The sequence below is a fragment of the Cronbergia sp. UHCC 0137 genome (genome assembly GCF_034932285.1).
Taxonomy (GTDB): Bacteria; Cyanobacteriota; Cyanobacteriia; order Cyanobacteriales; family Nostocaceae; genus Cronbergia.
The window spans coordinates 1-22,397 of sequence record NZ_JAYGHC010000017.1 but is presented as its reverse complement, the minus strand read 5'-3'; the positions used below and the strand labels follow the sequence as shown (position 1 = coordinate 22,397).

Here is a 22,397-nt window from a genome sequence, read left to right as displayed (position 1 = left end):
CAGTTTTATCTTTATTCAGCAAGTCCTATGTAAGTTATTAGATGAAATAAGGTGCGTCAGTAACTTAAAATTACTGATTTTAGCCTAAGTTATTCTGTCTGACGCACCCTACAGACTACTAATTAGCAAGTTGAGTTAATAATTCATCATCAAAGTTATGAAAAAATCATAACCAACCACGCAACCAATAAACAAAACTACCAACATATTCTTTTAAAGCTAAAGTGAATAGGTGCAAATTATTCGTATCAGGTAATAAATTCAAGATGGCGGATTTGGGTGAACTGGTTAATTCTTGGAGTTCGTCTTGGCTAACAAGAAAGTCAGTTGGGGCAGGGATGACGTTAATACCTTGACGTTGGAAAATTTTGAGCGATCGCGGTGTGTGCATTGCCGATGTAACTAATAAAACCCGTTTAATTCCCCGATATTCTAGAATTTTTCGCACATTTACGGCGTTTTGATAGGTATTGAGAGAATCAGGTTCTTGGATAATTACCTCAGATGGGATACCAATAGAAGTAAGAATTGCTGCCATATCTGCTGACTCTGCCTGACCACTACCACGCCAATCAATGCGTCCACCGCTAAGAATGATGATCGGTGCTTTATTTTGACGATAGAGTTGAGCGCCATAAATCACCCGATCGCCCGCTTCACTTAAATCCGCAGTGGGACGAGGCCATGTTGATGATTTAGTTCCACCACCTAAAACTACAATCGCTTCCGCTTGGGGAATTTCTGTGGGGATGTTTTGCCATTCTAGCGATCGCACTAAATACTTAGCCGCCCAAGTATTACTGCAAACCAATAATATAGTTAAAGATAAAGAAATAGCGATCGCTGCAATTCGAGGACGTTTCCACAAAGTTACTAAACCCACTATCAACCCTATACTGGCTAGTCCCAGAGGGTAAAAAAATAGAGGTAGTAATTTAGATAAGTATAAAAACATTTAGGAAAAGGGAGTAAAGGAGGCAGGGGGCAGGGGAGGCAGGGGAGGCAGGGGAGGCAGGGGGAGAGAGGAATAAATTTTTTATCACCAATCACGATCACGGATTTAATGGATTACACAGATTACACGGATTTTAAGATTATCCCATTACCCATTACCCATTACCTATTACCTTTGTAAAAACCGAGAAATTATATTACCAGAACGGGGTTCAGAACTGCGACGGAAACGACGGGTAGGTTTTCGCATTTGCTGTCTGGTAGGTCTTTCATTCGGGACTATTGGTAGTTCTGGTTCTGAACTTTCTACTGGTAGCTGAGTTCTAACTTCTTCCTTACTTCTCCACCAAGCAATGATCCAGCCTCCACCTAAACCAGCGATCGCACCTAAAAGGATACTCATTGGCGCTGAATAGCCTAACAAGGCAAATCCAAACATGAATACTAACCAATACTTCAAAGCCGCATCAATACCATCATTAGACGCGACAACTGGTGGTTGAGAACTATTTTCGTTTGCTGTTGTGAACCACCCTAAACTAAAACCTCCAACAATACCAAAGAAAAGACTCAAGGCAAGTGTTGCCCCTGCCATTGATGAAATGATTACTAAAAGTAACCCAAAGATTAGTTGAGAAAAAAAGTTTGGTGAAGATGATAAAAGATCACCTAAAAGATTATTTTTTGGAGCCATATACCAATTTTAGATTTTAGATTTTGATAGGGACGAAAGGTTCTTTGTCCCTACCTGAGAATTTATTTTTTGGAAGTCGGTTAAAAACTATTGATTATTGCTTTTAATTGTGCTTCTTGAGGTTGAGTGGTATCCAAAATTTTAATATAGGGTTGTTCAGCCTCCGTAAATGGTTCAGCTTGGTTGAGTTGAGACACCAATAAATCAGCCGTAGCATCAGCAATATCACCAGTACGGTTAACAAGACGCTCTTGTAAAACTTCTAGAGGTGCTGTGCAGTGGATAATTTGCAGGGGTAATTGATGTTGGTTTGCTTGCGCTATCGCTTCTTGGCGTAAGTGTTGACGATCATATTTAGCATCTAAAATGACTCTCCAACCTTGATTAGCCAGTGTAACACCCAAGGATAATAAACGGGAATAAGTCTTTTGAGTCATTTCTGGCGTATAAATTTCATCTCCACCCCGTTCTAGTAGGGGGATTCCTGCCAAATGTTTCCGCACCGCATCTGAACGTAGGTGAACTGCTCCCATTGCTCGCGCTAAATACTTAGCTGTTGTACTTTTACCAGAACCAGACAACCCCGACATCAAAATCAATTGTCCTTGTTTCGGTTTAGTGTAATCCCAAGCTTGACGATAATAATCTGATGCTGTTTTTGCTGCTTCTTCTTTCACTACAACCGGCACACCAGGATCATCTAACAAAAACGAAGTTACTTTAGCTCGCACATAAGCCTGACGACTTAAATACAAAGGTAATACCTGCAAACCTTCCCAATCTCCAGTTTGTTCCACATAGGCATTCAAAAAGGCATTACCTAAATCTTTACGTCCCCTTGCTTCTATATCCATCACTGCAAACGCCACATCATACATGACATCAACAAAGCGGAACGGCTCATTAAACTCAATACAATCGAATAGCATGATTTTGTCATGCCACATAGCAATATTTCTCAGATGTAAATCCCCGTGACATTCCCGAATATATTGATTAGCAACTCTGGACGTAAATAATTCTGGACGTTGAGCAAAAAAGTTATCTGTATATTCTTTAGTTTGGACAAAATATGCTTCTGTCTGGGGTCCACCAATATATTTTTCAGTTTGCTGGTAATTATCATCAACTGACGCACGGACTTCTGGTATTTCACCAAAACTGCCTATGTAATCATTTGTTTGGGCTTGGGCATGATATTCAGCCACTACTCGTCCCAATTCTTCCATCTGCATCTCATTTAACTTACCTTGGGCAAACAGTTCGCTAAACAGAGACTCTTGAGGAAACTGAAGCATTTTCAGCGCGTATTCTACAGGTTCTCCCGTTTCTCCAAGATGGTATTGATCATTTACCAAGCTGATAGGTAGAACTTCCAAATACAATTCACCAGCACCCCGTTGATTTAGCCGTAATTCTTCTTGGCAGAAATGATGGCGCTTTTCTAAAGTGGAGTAGTCTAAAAAGCCAAAATTCACTGGTTTTTTCAACTTATAGGCATAATTCCCAGTTAGTAGCACGTAAGAAACATGAGTTTGAATCAATTGAATAGGTTCTGTTACTGCATGGGGGTAGAATCCAGGCTGTAACATTTGCTGAATTAAAGTTGGCAGGTTTGCTTCTGTCATCGGGATTATGTGGATGTTGAATGTGGGATTTAAGAAAATTGATGTTGAGGCTGTTTGATCTACTGACAACAACGCTGATAGCTTAACAAAAAAAACCAGGGTTTAACCCCTGGTTATAACAGTAATTATGACAAAATTTAAATCAAAGTAAAGACAAAATTTACACCTAAACTTTATCCTTGGTAACAAAAAAGCTCAGGTGGTAAGGTGTACCCTTTGCTGGGTGAATCTGAAGTTCACGGATCACGGTTTTACCAGTCCACTCAATTTCGGGGATACTCAGTTCAATTTCTGTCTTGTTAGGAGTAGCTTGTTTGAGCAGACGTTCCAGGGTTTTGGCATTAACGACTAAAGAAATTGATTCAGTACCGTTATGACCGTATAAATTAGCGGGTATTAATCCAGAACGACGCAAAGCTTTGGGCTTGCTGCCTTCTGGACGTTTTTGACTTTCGAGTGTAATTGCCATGTTAGTTGTTAGTTGTTAGAACAAGAATTTGCAGGAGTTGGTAATACCCCTTCTTTACGCGCTCATTAAAGAAACGGGTGTACCGTCTGGTTGCAATAAAGCACGTTTGGGACCGTGGATAGGGTCTTCTACAATTATGGTTTGATCGCGACTTGCACCCAAGGAGACGATCGCGATCGGGACTTCCATCAATTCTGCTAGGAATTTGAGATAGTCCAGTGCTTGCTGTGGCAAGTCTTCCAAGGTACGGCACTCAGTTGTTGATACTTGCCACCCTGGTAAGGTTTTATAGATGGGTTGACAACGGGCAAAACGTCGGGAGCTTGTAGGGAAATGTTCGCTGCGATCGCCATCTATTTCATAAGCTACACAAACTTTGATTTCCTCTAATTCATCCAGCACATCCAGTTTGGTAATCGCCATACAATCCATCCCATTAATGCGGACTGCATATCTACCAATCACTGCATCAAACCAACCACAACGGCGTTTACGTCCTGTAGTTGTGCCAAATTCTGCACCGCGATCGCACAACAATTCCCCCACTTTACCATGTTCTTCTGTGGGGAACGGGCCTTCTCCCACTCTTGTTGTGTAGGCTTTTGATACCCCAATTACCCGGTCAATCATCGTTGGACCCAATCCAGTCCCCACACAGGCCCCCCCTGCAACCGGATTAGAGGAGGTGACATAGGGATATGTACCATGATCTAAGTCTAATAGCGTACCTTGCGCGCCTTCAAACAAAATATTCCGCCGACGTAAAATCGCATCATAAATTTTTAGCGAAGTATCAATCACATAAGGACGCAACCGTTCTGCATACCCCAAATATTCTTCAATTACTGCTTGAGTATTTAAAGGTGGCAGGTTATACAGCTTTTCTAAAATGGCGTTTTTATAATTAATCGTCCACTCCAACTGCTCACGCAGTCCTTTCGAGTCCATCAGGTCTAAAACTCTGATCCCTGTCCGTTCCGATTTATCAGCGTAGGTTGGGCCAATACCTCTCCCAGTAGTGCCAATTTTATGACTCCCCCGCCGTTCTTCCGATGCCTGATCAATCATGCGATGGTAAGGCATCGTTACATGGGCTGTTTCTGATATCAGCAGATTAGCGGTGGAAATATTTAATTGTTCTAGTTGTTCGAGTTCTTTGATTAAAACCTGTGGATCGATCACTGTCCCACAGCCGATAATGCACTCGGTATTTGGATACAATATACCAGAGGGGATTAAGTGCAGCTTAAATGTCTGACCTTCGACTACAATTGTATGTCCAGCATTAACTCCCCCTTGGTAACGTACCACCACATCTGCGGAGCGGCTGAGTAAGTCAGTTATTTTACCTTTTCCTTCATCGCCCCACTGGGCACCTATGACAATGACGTTAGCCAAGCGTTTATATTAAAGGGTAAAGTTTCCACGAATAGCAATTATAAACATATTTGGTTACATCTGTCAAGTAAATCACGAATTTTAACATATCGCCAGCCTTGCAGCTATAACACCGATATGTTTCCATGTTTGATTACCACCAGCCCAAGTTTGTGAAGGTAAAGTGCCTTTAGGTGCTGAAAACGCAAACGTAAAGTAAATTGGCTGGTTAGAACTATTGATTTTGGACAAATTCCAGCCCACAGCCTGGACAAAACTACCATAATCGCGATCGCAACTGGCATAAATTTCTGCTTGGACGCTAAACCCAAAACGTCCTCCACTATATTTTGTCCACAATCGGTCAATTATTTGCAAATCCTCACAGGGGAATTTTTCGAGATCACCAGGGGAAAAATAACTGTTTTGGTGTTTGGATAAGGCTTGACACATCACCACCCAGGTTTCTTGGTCTGCTTGCTGCCATTGTTTCATCATCAATAAGTTGCGTAAACGCTTATAATTGACCCCAGTTGCGGAATACAGGGTATTAACTGGTCTTTTTTTAACTGGGTTTGTTTCTATTTGAATAGATTTAGAGACTTCGATAGCAGATTGGTAGCGTTGAGAAAGGGCATTTTCCAGCAGTTTATCGAGAATTTTGCCTAAATTTGGGGTAACGGGGTTTTCTGGGGGTAAAAAGTTTCTCCAGATCCAGCGATCGCTAATAATATCAAATAACTCCATAGGCAGAGTACCAGTTAACAAATGAATGCAACTCACACCCAAACTATAGAGATCACTAGCCGGTAAAGCCTTACCCCTCATTTGTTCTGGGGACATATAGCCCTGAGAACCAATATTAGTACCTGTGTGTACTAAAGCTGTAGCGGTAATTTGTTTAGCAACACCAAAATCAATCAACACTAAATCCCCTTCTGGCATTCTTCGCATAATATTATCTGGTTTAATATCTCGATGAACCACCTGCCGAGTATGGATAAATTGCAACACAGGCAACAAATCCTTTAACAGATGCCAAATCTTTGCCTCACTAAAAACTCCTTGCTGTTGCAACTCCTGGGTTAATGTCTTACCAACAATTAATTCTTGTACCAAATACAACTGTTGATTTTCTTCAAAATGCCCCAAAAATTGGGGGATTTGGGGATGTCTCAACTCATCTAAACGTAATGCTTCCTGACGAAATAATTCCACAGCCTTCTTAAAGCTAACCTCATTTACTTCAGGGAAACACAGTTGCTTAATTACACAATTACTCTGGGAAGAGAGGTGTTCATCCACTGCCAAGAAAGTCTTACCGAAACCACCCTCTCCCAAAGGACGAAGAGGACGATAGCGGTGATTAAGCAGTAAGGGTTTACCACATTTAATACAAAATTTACCTATATCAAGGTTATGTGGGTAGGAACATCCGGTGCAAAAACTCATCACAAAGCAGTATTTTTCAGAGACACCTTATATACAAGTATCAGTTATCAACAGAAGCACCAAAACTACTGAAAACAACCAGAGTATATTTATTTATATACCCATTGTTACTCAACTGATAGAATCATTATAAGTCTATTTACCAGTAAGTAGTGATGAACCAAGAATTATTTGAACGTATTTATGAAGAAGAATTGACCCCAATTCAAAGGAGAATTTTACACCGGATTCTGAAAGGCAAATCAGATACAGCAATACGAGGAGATGTAACCGTTTGGTTTGACCGCAAAGTTTATGCAGGTAACGAAAGAGATAAACTTCCTAGAAGTAAACGCACAACACTAGAAGATTTAGAATCAGGTAGAAAATTAATAAAACAAAGTAATTTATCTCATCATTTAGAAACAATTCGTAAACAGTTTGAGGTAGATGAATTACAAGAAGTAATACAACAATTTGTTAGATATCGTCCTCAATTAGTTTCAGCTACAACCTTAAAGCAATTTGAACTATTAGAAACCACACAATTTCCATCTGGTGCAACTAACTCTCTTTATTATCAATATCGTCATCCTATAGAAGAAAAATGTGAGAATTATATTAGAAAAGCAGGAGATGAAGCTATTCTACTACGCATTAAAGCTCCTGCTCAAATGGGTAAAACATCACTAATGAACCGATTATTGAATCATGAATACATAAAAACTATACAAGCCAAAATTGTCTATATAAACTTAGATGATGCTGATGAACAAGTGTTAAACAAGGATATGTTTTACAGATGGTTTTGTGCCAACGTTAGCAACCAATTAGGATTAGATATTAACGACTATTTAGAAAAACAATGGAAACCATTTTTAGGTAACAATGTTAATTGTACTAATGTTTTTGACAAGTTCATTTTTCCAAATTGTCAAAATATCATTTTCTTAGGTATTGACAATCTGCATAGAATTTTTCCTGACCGCGAATTACAAGACTTTCTACTTTGGCTAAGAACCAGACATGAAAATGCTAAAAATAATGAACTATGGCGTAAATTAGCATTTATTTTAGCCTATTCTACTGATGAATATCCTTTATTTCAGTTAAATTTGTCTTCATTATATAATGTAGGTAATCCACAAGAATTAAGAGAGTTTAATACAGTAGAAATTCAAAATCTATCTTTAAAGCACGGTCTTAACTGGCAGCTTATTCAGGTAGAAAGTTTAAACCATATAATAGGAGGACATCCTTTTTTAGTTAGGTTAGCTATGTATCATATCAGTCATGAAGAAATGACGTTAGAACAAATTTTAAATAAAGCTGCTACCAATGAAGGAATTTATAGCAATCATTTAGGTAGATTACTGAAAATCATTCGTAATTCTGATCTTACAGAGAGTTTAAAGAAAGTTATTCATAGTTTTACCCCGGTTCAATTAGATCCAATAGAAACTTTCCAACTATATAGTATTGGTTTAGTCACAAAAAAAGACAACAAAGTTCAACCCAGATGTCAGTTATACCGGGAATATTTTACTACGTTTCTTTAGAAAGTCTATTTATTATCGGAGGATAAAAAAATGAGTAGTTCATTCTATAAAGTTGGAGGAACATTACCAACAAATAGTCCTAGCTATGTGATCAGAAAAGCAGATACAGAATTATTTAATTTATTAAAGCAAGGGGAATATTGCTATGTATTTAACAGTCGTCAGATGGGAAAATCTTCAATTAAAGATCAAACTCAATATAAGTTAAAAAAAGAAGGATTTTTTTGTATTGACATTGACTTACAAGGTATTGGAACTCAAGTGAATCATCAGGAATGGTATGTTTCATTTATTTACAATCTCTTGAATGCAATTTCTTTAGAACAACAAATAGAAATAGATTTAGGTAGTTGGATAGAATCAAGACCATATCTATCATCTAGTCAATTGTTAAATAATTTTGTTTCCCATGAATTATTAACTTTAGTTCAAAAGAAGATTGTAATTTTCATAGATGAAATTGATTGCTCATTTAGTTTACCATTTCGAGATAATTTTTTCGCATTAATCAGATTTTTTTATAACCAGAGAAATCAAAATATAAATTACCAAAGGTTAACTTTCTGTTTGTTAGGAGTAGCGACTCCAAGTGACTTAATTAAAAATCCAGTAGAGAGTCCTTTTAATATCGGTAAAGCTGTGGAATTAAATGGCTTTGAGTTTCATGAAAGTTTAGTTTTGGCTGAAGGTTTAAAAGGATTAGCTAGTAACGAACGTGAAACATTAAAACAAGTTTTATATTGGACTGGGGGACAACCTTTTTTAACTCAAACTGTGTGTGACTTATTAGTTAAGTCAGATATTAAGGTATCTGAAGGAAAAGAACAAGTAACTATTCAGCAGTTCGTCTATTCTCAAATTATCAAAAATTGGCATGATTATCAACATTTTGATCAAATTAAAACTAGATTGATTGCTAATGAGAACCGAGTTGGAACATTATTAGAAATTTATCAATATATTCTCAAGCATGGAACTTTTTTGGGTAAGGAAAAAGAATTTGAATCAGAACTAAGACTGTCTGGTTTAGTAGTTAGAAGGAATGGAGGTTTAGAAGTTTTTAATCCTATTTATCAAGAAATTTTTAATCAAGATTGGGTTCAGGAACAGTTAGATACTATACGACCTTATTATCAGTCCTTTAATTTATGGTTAAGTTCTGGTAAAAATCCAGCTTATCTATTAACCGGAGAAGTTCTGATTCACGCTTTAGCTTGGAAACAGAATAAAAGTATTAGTAAAGATGATGAACAATTTTTAAATGATAGTAAATTAACTGAACAGTCCCATGAATTTGGGAAACAACTCGCAATAGAAAATGAAGCAAAACAAATTTTAGAGCTTGCTAAACAACAAGCAGACAAAGATAGAAAGATAGCTGAACAGGAAAAGCAAAAAGCCCGCAGGTTATTAATTGTTTCTATAACTGCTAGTTTATTAGTATTAACTGGCACATTAATTTTTGCGTTTATCCAAGTTACTAAAGCTGAAAAAGCATCTCAAAAGGCTAATCAAGCAACTCAAGAGTTAACTAATACAAAAAAAGAACGAGATAGAATTGGAAAACAGATAACTCGTGTGAGTCGAGAACGTAGTCAAATTGAGTTAAGAGCAAAAGAAGTAAATCAGCAATTAATTTTAGCTCAAGGTAATTTAAAAAGATTGGAAACAGACAGAAATAAAGCTCAACAACAGGTTGGGGAATTTCAAGTACAAAAAATAGCTTTAGAAAAAGAACGTCAGGTTATTTTAAAACAAAAGCAAAAAGCGGAAGTTCAAAATCAGAAAAATCAAAATGAGTTAGAAAAAATTGAGCTTAATCTGCAAGTGAATCGTCAAAAACTAGAACAGTTTGTCAGAAGTTTACAAAGAGCAGAACAATTACGACAAGTAGCTATTAAGGGAACACAATTAGAGCGAGAAGGAACTAATATCATTCGTAGATTTTTATCAGGCACAGATGATCAAATTGAACTTTTAATTGAGTCAATGAAAATTGGACAAGAGTTAAAACAACTAGTGGGAAATAAGACTTTAGATCAATATCTAGCCATTAGTCCTTTAAATGCTTTACAAAATATTCTAGATTATAGCCGTGAGAAAAATCGTTTTGGTGATATTCCTTATACTGATAAATTTGTAGTTATTCCTAATAATCAACACCTGGCTTTTATTTCCACATTTGGTGATACAACTGCTATTACTGATTTGAAAGGTAATGTAATAACTCGATTAAAAAGTGAGTTTGGGAAAGATAGTGTTAGGGAGGTAGCTTTTAGCTCAAAGGGTCGGATTTTAGCGACTGTTGCAATGGATAACACTACTAGAATTTTAGATTTTGATGGTAAATTATTAGCTGAATTTGAAGTTTTCGAGGAAGTTCTTAGGAATAGTTATGGTTTCTTTTTTAGTCCAGTTTTAAGTATGGTTTTTAGCCCTGATGCTAAACTTCTGGCTACAGGAATGAGAAAGAATACCATTAGACTTTGGGATATTAAAGGCAATTTAATCAAAGAATTTAAAGGACATAAAGGAGGTGTAAATAGTGTAGCTTTTAGTCCCAATGGTCAATTTATTGCTAGTGGTTCAGATGACAATACAATTAGACTTTGGGATCTTAAAGGCAATTCAATACAAGAATTTAAAGGACATCAGCAAAGTGTTAAAAGCGTAACTTTTAGTCCTGATGGTCAATTTATTGCCAGTGGTGCAAATGATAATACCATTAGAATTTGGGATCTTAAAGGCAATTTAATAGAAGAATTTAAAGGGCATCAAAAAGGTGTGAATAGTGTGGTTTTTAGTCCTAATGGTCAGTTTATTGCTAGTGGTGCAGATGATGATACAGTTAGACTTTGGGATCTTAAAGGTAATTTAATAGAGAAATTTAAAGGACATGAGCAAAGTGTTAAAAGTGTAGCTTTTAGTTTAGATGGTCTTTCTATTTTTAGTTCCTCAGATGATGAAACTGTACGTGTATGGGATCTTCAAAGCAGTTTTATAAGAGAATTTAAAGAACATTGGCCTAATGTTAGAAGCATAACCTTTAATCGGGATGGTAATTTAATTGCAACTGCTTCAGACAATAAAGCTGGTCGTGTTTGGGATCTGAAAGGTAATTTAATAGTTAAACTAGAAGGACATCAAGATTGGGTGACGAGTATAGCATTTAGTCCAGATAGTCAGTTGTTATTTACGAGTTCATGGGATAAAAAAATTCGGATTTGGAATCGTCAAGGTAGTTTAATTAAAGAATTTAAGGCTTATGACGAGTATATTAACGACATGGTTTTAAGTCCTGATGGTAAGTTGATTGCAACTGTCCCCATGGGTGATACTGTAAAAGTCTGGGATATTAAAGGAAATTTACTAAAACAGTTTAAGTTTAAAAAAAGTATCTTTCTAACTATAAGTTTTAGCCATGATAGCAAGCTTTTAGCTATGGGTTTATCAAAGGAAATTGGTCGTTTAGAGGGTATTCAAGGTAAAGATTTGGTACTTGCTGTTGTTTTAGACCTTGATGGCAATATAGTCACAAAATTAAAAGGACATAAAAAGGATGTTCGTAGTGTGGCATTTAGTCCTGATGATCAACTCGTTGCTACTGCTTCAGAAGATGGTACAACCCGTGTTTGGAATCTCAAAGGTAATCTAATCAGAGAGTTAAAAGGACACGAAGGAAGTGTTAATAGTGTAGTATTCAGTCCTGATGGTCAACTTATCGCTACTGGTTCAAATGATAAGACTATCCGACTTTGGGACTTGAAGGGGAATGTGGTTAGAGAATTTAGGGGACATCGCAGGGGTGTCAGCACTATAGCTTTTAGTCCTGATGGTAAATATCTTGTTTCTGGTGCAAGTGACGGAACGGCTCGATTATGGCGCACCGTAGAATCACTAGATGAATTGCTTACACGAGGATGTCATCGGCTAAGTGATTATTTTATCTCTCACCCGAAAGTTTTAAGGGAACTACCTGTGTGCGAAAAGATATTACACACCCCTTGAGAAAAAATCTGTAGTTGTTCCATTTTTGTAGTCTTGATTGAAAATTTTTTCATGCACTTATGGAATTTAGCTAGTCAATTTGATTTTTTTCAACAATGAAAGATGATATCGGAACTAATCAAGAAATTAATTCAATTTATCTAGTCTCCCCAAAAATCAATGCTTTAATCATGATCAAGAAACGAAAATATAAATCAGGAGTAAAAATGATTATGAACAAGTTTCATAAATTATTGATGGGTACAACAGCCATAGTTTCTATGTTTGGGTGGAATATTCACACAATTAAAGCACAAGATAGCCCCAAATTAATTGCTGCTTATAGTTCAACTAAGGGCGACAGTGATGTAGGAATAAAGCAAGACTGTATTTCGTTTTTTTATGACAGTGGGGATTTTCTAGAAAAATGCTCATCTTTTATTAACAGTGGTTACACTCGTCCGCGTACAAGAATTACCAATATAGAAGGTATTTGGAAACGTACGGAAGATTTAATTTATGTTCGGGTGAGAAGTTCAGACGGATTATCTGGAGAGAGAAAATATCAAATAACTCCAGAGGGTTTGCTAAATTTGGAGACAGGTACTCGTTTAACCAAACAATGAACTAATTGACCAAGATAGCGTAATGTGAGCGATCGCCTCCGGTGGGTATAATGCGATCACTTCAGACATTCTCTTAGGAAATTATAAAACAAACAAAAGACAATCATTACTCAGACAGAAGTTTAGATATCTGGGCTTACACTGGAATCAGCAACAACTAGCACACAGACTATCAATTATTTATTTAACAGGAGCAAAACCATGACTACTACCACTACCACACAAAATCTCTACAACGAACTCAGCAAACTGACTGATAACGCCGAGCAAATCGAAGCTTTACTCAAAGTGCTACCTGGACAATCTTACTCTGAAGACGATCTTCGGAAAATTATCAATGATCAAAAAGACGAAGCCTTCCAGAAATTTAAGTCCTTAGAAACAAAATTAGAAAGCAATCAAAAGGCCATTGAACTGACCATTGCACAACTCAATCCATCTTTACAAAGTTTATCAAATAACGAAACATCATTGACAACCAAGGGTGATGAACTTAATTTATTAAACCAATCAAGGGGAGAGTTGACATCAGAAGTATCCGTTTTAAACGACGCAAAAATCCAATCTGTAATTTATTTCAATGGTGAAATTAACAAGGTTAATAGCAATATAGCCGTAGAAAATAATCGTTATGAAATAACGGCTCTTTTCACAAGTTCCAATAACCCTGCTAAGGATTTATTGCAGTCTTCTAGTGACATAACAGGGATTATTGCCCGTTTTAATACTGCTGTAACTAGGTTGAATACAGGATTAAAAACTGAATTGTCTGCTGACCGCCAAAAAGGTTCTATCACGAAAAAGGTTTACGACAAAAAAATAGAGATCATTGATGATTTTGTTGTCAAATTTAATACGGCTACAAATCAATTAAATACCCTGAAGACCTATGCGATTTCCTATGAATCGTTGATATCGGGTTCAGGAATCACCCCTAGCGAAGTCAATGAAATCAATAATATTCTGGCTGCGGCTCAGGGTGTTTATGGACAGTTGGCCAGTAGTTATGAGCTTCTTATCAACAAAATGGTAGATCAAAGAGATTTAAATCTAAAGAAAGATTGGGACAATTCAATTGCTGTAGATAACAATATTGGTCAATACATAAAAGATCCTAGCTACGATGATCAAGGTGGTAAAGGAACTCTGTTGATATATCAGGTGAATGCTCAACTTAGCCGTGATAAATTAACTGAAGTTCGGACAAATATCACTGGCTTACGTGATAAAGCATGGACACCTTATGTTAATTTAATTTCAACTTTGAATGCTCAGATAACAACTTTAGAAAATAGTCGAAATGTCAAGGATTCTGAGTATCAAAACAAAATTACCAGTAAATATGGTGATATCGCTCGAAAAGATAATGATATTATTAGCAAACAAGGAGAAATAAACACTGTTAACAGTAGCATTTCAACGATTATTGGTCAAATTAATCCCAATAAACAAAAACTTCTAGACTTGTTAAAAGAGAATACAACTTTAGTAAAAGAATGGAAAGCCTTATTACGCAATGAAAGTCACTACTTTTTAGATAATGCTGAACTCCTGATTTATCAAGATTTATATACCGATTGGGAGAAACTCGCAAATAATGTTACTGCACCTTTTTTGAATAAACTACAGTCGTTTAATAGTAATTATTTGGGAGATTTACAAGCTCCGATTGAAGAATATCAAGAGGATTTGGAAGTTGGTATTGTTTGGGCAAAAAATCGACGAGAAACTATTGAATTTATCGGTAATAACAGCAAAGTAGTTTTTGATCAATTGCTACAAGAATTTCGAGCAACTCCTCTTCAAAATAGCAACTTGCCACTTGAAAAATTTGCTGATAATTTGCAAAAAATTCAAGAACGACGCGATAATTTGTTGACTTCTTATGATGATTTAACCCAGCAAATTTCTCAAGTAAATTCATGGTTAACTGAAGCGAAAGCGACTCCAGCTAGTTCAACTGATTCAAGTCGTTTGCAGCGATATATTCAACAGTTAGAATTTACCCAAAAGCGTCTTTCTTTAGTTCCCAATGCTATAGCTGAAATTGATCCTATCAAAGAAAATTTTACTGAAGAAATTAATCAACTAAAAAGTCTTTGGGGTCAAATAAACTCTGACTTTTCGGGATTGGTTAATGAGGGCAAGAACAAGGTAAATCTGGATAATCAACTTCAGAGTAAAAAAAGTAGTCGTATTACTTTGGAAGGTGATTTAGCTAAGTTGGAGGAAGAAAAGACAAATCTTGTCAGTAAAGCGTCTTATTTACAGGGACAGCTTAACACGACATCTAGTAAGATAGTTACTTTAAGTAATCAGTTAACTTCGGCAAAATCTGCTTTACCTAGCATAGAGTATTCAGTAAACTATTGGCAAGGTGAAGTTAATCGTATCAGAACAGCGGACGGTGGTTTCTTTAAATGGGACAGTCAACAAAATAAGCTTGTTACTAGAGACGAGAGAATCGCAAATTATAGGACTGCTGTTACTAATTTACTCAAGTTTAGTAGCGATTTGACTGCTCAAAAAAGTCTGATTACACAATATGAGCGGGAAATTTCTAACTCCAGCTTTTACCAGACAGATTTAGCAAGTCAACTTCAGTCCACGAACAGTCGCATAGCTGAGTTAACAAATACGTTAATTCCCAATAAAAATAGTGAAATTAGTAGTAATACATCTCAAATCAATAGCTTGGGAACGGATATTACAAAATCTACTCAAGCTTTATTGAACCTATCCAATGTCTTTTTCCAAAAACTTGCAACGCTGAAAGGGGAATTTAACGATATTGATGTTTCGTTGACTTCTCAAGCATCATTGGGTGAGTCATTATTAAGTTTGGGATTGTTAGTTACGGAGCAAGATATTAATTTTTTCACAGAAATTATCGAGCCAGCAGTTGGTAAATTCTATGGCGAAATTAATGGAGGAAACACTCTTCTAAGCTCGCTTAATCCTTCCCTTGATAGTTTACGAAATACAGTCAATAGCACAAGTATTAATGATGCTCCTAATGCTCCTAAGTTAGTTCAGGAGTTTATCAAGAATTTTCAACAACTTCTCACAAATCAAAAATCAGTGCTTGGTACATACATTAACAAGCAATATCCTGAAGTTATCACTGATTTTGATAAAGCTCATAAGGAAGCACAGAAAGAAGTCGAAGAAATTCAATTTGATTATCGTCTTCGCAGTCTTATTCAACAGGAGAATCTTGCAGAAGTTATTGAGACGATTCAAAGTCGTATTAATATTGCTCAAAAAGCTGATCTTGTAACTGGTAATGGTCAAATTTCCCGCTCCAATGTCATGGATTTGAAAATAGTTATCCATGATGAAGTGATTGAAGATATTGAAAACCAAAAAACAATCCTCAACGAAGTTGATCAGGCAAACAAATACATTGATGGAAATTTGACAAAATTGGCAGAAAGTTCACACCAACTTTTCAAAGCATTTGAATTTCAACTACCAAAAACTTTGGGTGATTATCTACGAGCTAGTGGCGATTTGGATGCAAAAATTGTCATCCAAACTGTTTTAGATCAACGTCTAGTTGCGATTAATAATAGTGTTACTTCTGTTAAAAATGCGATCGCTTCATTTAAGCAAAAAATTAGCTCTCAGAACAGCTTAAATGAAAAAATCGCTGGCATTAGTAAAGAATTAGCATTCTCTGATCAAGCTCTGGTATTTGTTCAGATTCAAGGATTACTAGAAAAAGACAATTTGAGTGTTGATAATTTAACCAAAGGAATCACTCAATTAACCAGCTTTATTGAGAATTTAATCAATACTGCAAGTCTTGATAGTGCGACTGTTCAAAGTCTTAATAATGCTAAACAAAGCATTCAACAACTTACGTCGTTAAGTACAGAACTTTCCAATTTTGAAAGTGAAAATAGCGAGCTTGAAGCACGACTAATTGAGATGAGTGAAAAAGAAGTCGCTTTGCTAGAAGCAGCAATTTTGTACAAAGCTCGTAGCAATGAAGAAGCTACAATTAGTCAAAAAGAGGGAATAAAAGTAGAAGATAATGTAACAATTAAAGATTTAATTGTTAGTGGAGAAATTAACACTAAAAATTTGGAAAATCGTTATTTCCTCAGTCCACAAGCGGGAACATGGCAGGAAATTCAAGATTTTGCTAAATCTGTTGAAGGAAATCTGGTCACTATTAATGGGCTTAAAGAACAACAATTTTTAAAACGGATTTTTGGTCTTAATGCTAATGGTACGGCAAATAATCAAGCTAACTATTGGATTGGCTATAATGACAAGGATAAAGAAGGTAAATGGCAGTGGGTTGATGGTCAAGTTGATGATTTTCAAAACTGGAGCGATCGCACTAATGGCAATGGCAAAGACTATGCCTTTATGAATCAGTTTGGTCTATGGAAAGCGGCTAATAATCAAGAAAAATTCCAAGGGATTATTGAACTTGATTTTAATGCTACTACGGTTGAACGTTTGCAGATTGAAAAACAACTCCAACAGGCTGATGATAATTTTAAAACTTCACTTGAAAAAAGTCAGAATTATCAATCTATTGTTAGTGCGATCGCCACAGTCGAAACTTCCTTTACAAAAGCGTTAAATATCGCTGGAATTAGTCAATTAACCACTGCTGAACTCTTAACAGAAATTCGTCAAAACTACCGCGAAAGTCAACAAACCTTAAATGAATTAGAAAGCGATATTAATTGGCGACAAGCCTCTGCTAATGCTCATTTCAAAACAGCAGAGTTTTATCAATCAGTGGCTGCTGAATATCTGCAAAAACATAATGATCTAAAACAAAAATTTGCCAACCAGCTTGGTGTGGTAATTCCTGATGGAGAGAGATGGACAGAAACCCGTGAAACTTTTACTAGGGGTTTATTAGGTAAAAAGTCAGTTTCAGTGGAAATTACTCATATCAATACCCACTGGCTGTATTATGAAAAATTCACTGCACAATCAAAAGATGCTCGTCAACAAGCATTGGAAATATTGGGACAACCAAGTACAAATTCTACTTCGACAGCAGTTGCTAGTGATTTATTAAGCCAACGCAACAAAGCCATCACTATTAATCAATTGTGGGGACAAGCTAATCAACAAGCCGATGTTTTAGAAGGTTTATTAGAGCAATTAAAATCCAGCATTAATCGGATTAATATTGCTAATAAACAAACACCAGAATATCAACAAGCAGTTAATCAATTTGAATTGCTTTTACCCACTTTAAACACTCAACTTACTAACGCTCAGGTAAAAACAGAAAATGCCTATAACAGCGTGAAACAGCAGTGGGATACTTTCAAAAATAGTGTCGGTGAATTACAAAAAGTTTACGACGAAGTGATTCCTTTAAAAGCTGAATATCGCGGACAAAATCTGGCTATTCTCAGTGATATTGACACTTCCCGTGAGTGGGTTACTCTCAAATATCAAAGTTTAGAAGTTGAGTTAGAAAGCGTAAGTGTAGTCAAAAATCAACTAAATGATTTCCTCCAGGCTGGAAATAATAGTTCAATTAACTCAATTACCCAAAATCTTCTCAAAGATGCTTTAAACTATCTTAAATACAATGAAAGTATTTTACAAGACCGTCTGGAGGCACTTAACGAACACAGAGAAGCATTAGATGCACAGGAGAAGTTCTTATTACAAGAGCTAGAGTTAATTGACGCTTATTTTGATAATGGTGGTAAAGAATTTACGCTATTAAATCAGCAATTGGATCGAGCAAAAACAACTTTACGAGATTTACAAAGTTTTGCAGAAGATGCCTTAGATAGTAGTACGGTTTTAACCCAAAACCTCAATCAATTTTCCGTTTATCTCAATAGTCTGAATGATGAACACCTGAAAGCAGTTCAAGATTCCCATGAAACTTTACAGGATTTAATCGCTAACTTCAATGACCGCAAGGATTCTTTTGAAGAAGCCAAAGAATCCTTAGATGAAATTAACGATAAATCTCCAGAAATAATTAAACTGCTGGAGAAAATGGTTGCAAATGGCGAAATTCGTGCTACACAACTTTTAGAAACGGCAAAATTACGCGGTTTAGCAGTAGCCGCTGACATTTATTTCCAAGATTTTAGTGATTTAATGACGGATACTGGAAACTTTTGGAGTGGTGGTATTGCGACGGAAGCAGACCGTAAATTGGCTAATTATTTCCGTAAAACACTTATGGAAAATCGTGCTTTAAAACGGGAATCTGAAGCCAATGCAGACTATGCTGGAACGGTTATCAAACACGCAGAAGGACAAAAAACATTAATTGAAAGTGAAATTCAACAAGCACAAATTGAATACAATAACTTATTGGCAACAATTGGTAATTTAGAACAAGCTAGTGATGTTCAACGTCAGACTCTTTATGAACTAGAAGCTCGCAAAGAAACCCTAGAAGCGTTACAAGAACCGACCCGAATCATCATCAATAACTTAATTCAAGTTCAAACATTAAATGCTGATTTGGCAAGGCTAGAACAGCAATACGCAGAGAGTTTCTCTCAGGAAATTAATGAATCTCTCCGAGAACAATTATACTTAGATGCTCTCGCTAAATCCTATCAGAAACAGCAGTTACTAACCAAAATTGAAGTTTATCAAAAACAGGATGCCTATTCTGCATTACAAGACTCTTTGATTGAAATTGGACGTGAATTGGGACTAGAAATTAATCCCATCGTTGAAAGCACAGATCATCAAGCAGATATTATTGATTTGCAAGAGCAACTGAATAATTTGCAAATAAATCCTGAAATCCCTCAAGAATTACTTACTTTATTGAAGGAAGTAACTGGCAATATTGAAAGTGCGCTGCAAGGAGAGGAAGCGACACAAATTGAACAGCAATTATCAGTGGTGACTAATAAGTTAGTTGAGCAAAATAAAACCTATCAACAGGAACTTAATCGACTTGTTGAAGAAGCACAAGACGATCAAGACTTACTAGATACCGCACAAACTAATTTAAAAACTGCTGTTGATCAACTACTAACTGCCATTGAAACCCGCAATGATTTCTTAGAAGATAAATCGGTTATTAGCAATGAGCTATTACAAATTTTTGCAGAAGTTCGTCTGGCTCAAAATGCAAATTCTATCTCTATAGAAACGGCTAAAAAAGCCAGAACGATGCTGAATGATGTCCTTGAACAACGTCAAGTTGAACGCGAAGCAAGACAGAAAACTTTTATTGACTTTTTCTTAGAAAGTCAAGGTACACTTTTAGCGATCGCTAGTGTAGTAGTAACAGCGGGGTCTTCTGCGGGATTAATTGCGCTTACCGATGCTGCTATTAAAAGCATTAAAATAGGTTTAGCAATTGCCAAAGCAGTTAATAATGCAGTGACAGCAGCTTACAAAGGAGACTGGTCTGGAGCATTATATAACGCCATAAATGCAGTCGCCATGTATGTGGGAGATATGAATATTTCATCTGCACTGAAAGACAATATTTCCCAGTTTCAATCCATTGTTGACTCAAGTTATAAAACCTTAAAATCTGCCCAATCTGGGGATGCACTTGGGGCATTTATTGATGGCATTGGTGGCTTAACTTCTATGGCAATTGAGGGTTTCGATCTAGCAGGCAAAGCTGGTCTGAGTGAAGATTTCATTAAAGAGTTTAAAAAAATACCTGGACTGGTTAACAATTCGATTCAAGCTATTCAAGAAGGAGATTGGTTAACAGCTTCTTCTAATATTTTCAACACAGTAATTGCCATCAGTTCAATGCGTTCTATTTCTGATGTTGAATCTGGAAAATTCGCTAAAAAGGTCAATATTATTGATGCCGTTGGAGATGTTGGTTTTAGTATTGCTAATGCCATTAAAGAATCTGATTTTACCAGATGGATAACAACAGTTGATGATGTTTTGCAGCGTCACGAATTTTTCAAAACAAGTCAGAAAGCTATCAACAAAAAAGTGTTGGAAACCCTGGCTTTTGAAACTGTAGAAACCGCCAAATTAAAGACTAATAATGGCGAACAAGATGTTGATTTCATAGCATTAAACGGTCAAGTTAATCCTAATAAACCAACCTATGTCATTGTTGGGGGATATCTTACAGATTCTGGTTCAGATTGGCTAACTGATACCAGTTTCCTATTACAAAAAAATGTTGGTGATGCCAATTTTGTTATTGTGGACTGGAGTGAGTTAACTGGGTCTTTTTTAACTCCTTTTGATGATGGGATTTATCGCGGAGCAGCAGAAAATACTAAATTGGTTGGTGAAGCATTAGGAAACTATCTCCTAAATCAAGGAATTGATCCTAAAAATATTCATTTGGTTGGTCATAGTTTAGGCGCTCATGTTATTGGTGTAGCTGGTCGTACAATTGCGGAATCATCAGGTCAAAAAATCAAAGAAATTATCGCGCTTGATCCTGCTGGTCCTTCTTTTGATCAGAAATTTCGTGGTTTACAAATTACCGATCTTCGTGACAAACTGGATATTTCTGATGCGGATTCTGTCACGGTTGTTCGTAGCAATTTCACTAATGATAGTGTCCTGCAAAAAGCTACAAGTAGTCTTATTAATCTCGGACACTATGGCACAAGTAAGAACGATTTAGGCCATATAGATGTTGAATTTACATCGGAGATGAATAAATTTTATCTCAAGGATTCTCATGGTGATGCTATTCAATTTTTTGAGCATTTTCTCACCCGCTCTAATGAATATGGTGGAGATATAAAGCTTTTTCAAAAAGATTTGGTAAAAGATTTAAAAGCTGGAACAATTACCGAAACTTTCACTCAGTTTCAAGACAAGATTGATATTTTGCGAGAGCAGAAAATCACAGAAGCTAAAAATAAAGGTATTGATGTCGGAGAACGAGTTGAAAGATATTCAGAAAACTTTGCTCTCAATATTCAATACCAAGCAAATAATTTCACCTACCAAAATACGAGCCAGAGCTTTAATTTTAAAGTCCAACCAAAACAGAAATCTTTTGAAATTATCCCCCAAGGAATAAAACGAGATCAATTTTTGGAAATTGTTGATTTTGACACTGCTGCATTTAAACTAGAAACTTCATTTGATGCAGGAAAAACCTGGGAAGTGGTTAATCCTTATGATATCAATAGTAAGTTGCAATTCCTATCTGATGATCGACGCTATTTAATCACTCCGCAAACGGATACAGGAGTTGCTAGTCTCAAATTCAATGGAGTTTCAGTTGGTTATATTCCTTCTACTCCCATCAATCTCACCCTATCTAACAGCAACGTAGCTGAAAACCAACCAATTAACACAGTTATCGGCAACTTCACCACCACCGACCCCAATACAGAAAACACCTTCATCTATAGCCTAGTCACAGGAACAGGAGACACTAACAACAACCTATTCTCTATTACTAATGACCAACTCAGAACCAACGCTGTATTTGACTTTGAAACTAAAAACAGTTACAGCGTCAGAGTTCGCACCACAGACCAAGGTGGCTTATTCTACGACAAACAATTAACCATTGGTGTGACAGACGTTAATGATACCCTACTAGCATTAACCATTAATGGTACTCCCAATAACTACCTTCTCTCTTCCTACGATCCCACCCAAGATATACAAGGTCAAGTCAACATCTCTGCTGATAGCAAGCAAATAGAAATTAAAGGTAACACTTGGAAAAAGATAGACATTGGTAACTAC

The 22,397-nt window shown here is 36.4% G+C and carries 10 protein-coding genes; 4 read left to right on the top strand and 6 right to left on the bottom strand.

The window, feature by feature from the left end; all coding sequences use genetic code 11:
- Window positions 1-166: 166 nt before the first annotated feature.
- The 6 genes from VB711_RS10530 to VB711_RS10505 all read right to left on the bottom strand — a co-directional run bounded on the left by VB711_RS10530 (window position 167) and on the right by VB711_RS10505 (window position 6,574).
- Window positions 167-955, bottom strand: coding sequence for a YdcF family protein (locus VB711_RS10530; protein ID WP_323285888.1), 789 nt, complete (start codon window positions 953-955; stop codon window positions 167-169).
- 168 nt (window positions 956-1,123) lie between these two features.
- On the bottom strand, window positions 1,124-1,648 hold the full coding sequence (locus VB711_RS10525; RefSeq protein WP_323285886.1) for a hypothetical protein: 525 nt from the start codon (window positions 1,646-1,648) through the stop codon (window positions 1,124-1,126).
- An 80-nt stretch (window positions 1,649-1,728) separates the two neighbouring features.
- Window positions 1,729-3,276: an AAA family ATPase gene (locus tag VB711_RS10520; protein WP_323285884.1), complete on the bottom strand. Its 1,548-nt coding sequence runs from the start codon at window positions 3,274-3,276 to the stop codon at window positions 1,729-1,731.
- Window positions 3,277-3,442: 166 nt separating this feature from the next.
- Window positions 3,443-3,745, bottom strand: coding sequence for a 50S ribosomal protein L25 (gene rplY, locus VB711_RS10515; protein ID WP_323285883.1), 303 nt, complete (start codon window positions 3,743-3,745; stop codon window positions 3,443-3,445).
- Between the two features lie 54 nt (window positions 3,746-3,799).
- The gene (locus VB711_RS10510) at window positions 3,800-5,143 is read right to left on the bottom strand and encodes an adenylosuccinate synthase (RefSeq protein WP_323285881.1); all 1,344 of its coding nucleotides are present in this window, start codon (window positions 5,141-5,143) and stop codon (window positions 3,800-3,802) included.
- An 81-nt stretch (window positions 5,144-5,224) separates the two neighbouring features.
- On the bottom strand, window positions 5,225-6,574 hold the full coding sequence (locus tag VB711_RS10505) for a serine/threonine-protein kinase (protein ID WP_323285880.1): 1,350 nt from the start codon (window positions 6,572-6,574) through the stop codon (window positions 5,225-5,227).
- 155 nt (window positions 6,575-6,729) lie between these two features.
- Between VB711_RS10505 and VB711_RS10500 the strand changes: the two genes are divergently transcribed.
- From VB711_RS10500 to VB711_RS10485, 4 genes are all read left to right on the top strand, one after another.
- On the top strand, window positions 6,730-8,112 hold the full coding sequence (locus VB711_RS10500; protein WP_323285879.1) for an AAA-like domain-containing protein: 1,383 nt from the start codon (window positions 6,730-6,732) through the stop codon (window positions 8,110-8,112).
- A gap of 30 nt (window positions 8,113-8,142) precedes the next feature.
- Window positions 8,143-12,120 carry an AAA-like domain-containing protein gene (locus VB711_RS10495; protein ID WP_323285878.1) on the top strand — a complete coding sequence of 1,326 codons (3,978 nt, stop codon included), beginning with the start codon at window positions 8,143-8,145 and terminating at the stop codon, window positions 12,118-12,120.
- 95 nt (window positions 12,121-12,215) lie between these two features.
- Window positions 12,216-12,725 (top strand): hypothetical protein, encoded by a 510-nt coding sequence (locus VB711_RS10490; protein ID WP_323285877.1) that lies wholly within the window; start codon window positions 12,216-12,218, stop codon window positions 12,723-12,725.
- 201 nt (window positions 12,726-12,926) lie between these two features.
- Window positions 12,927-22,397 (top strand): lectin-like protein (locus tag VB711_RS10485; protein WP_323285876.1); only part of this gene is annotated, 9,471 nt, incomplete at its 3' end.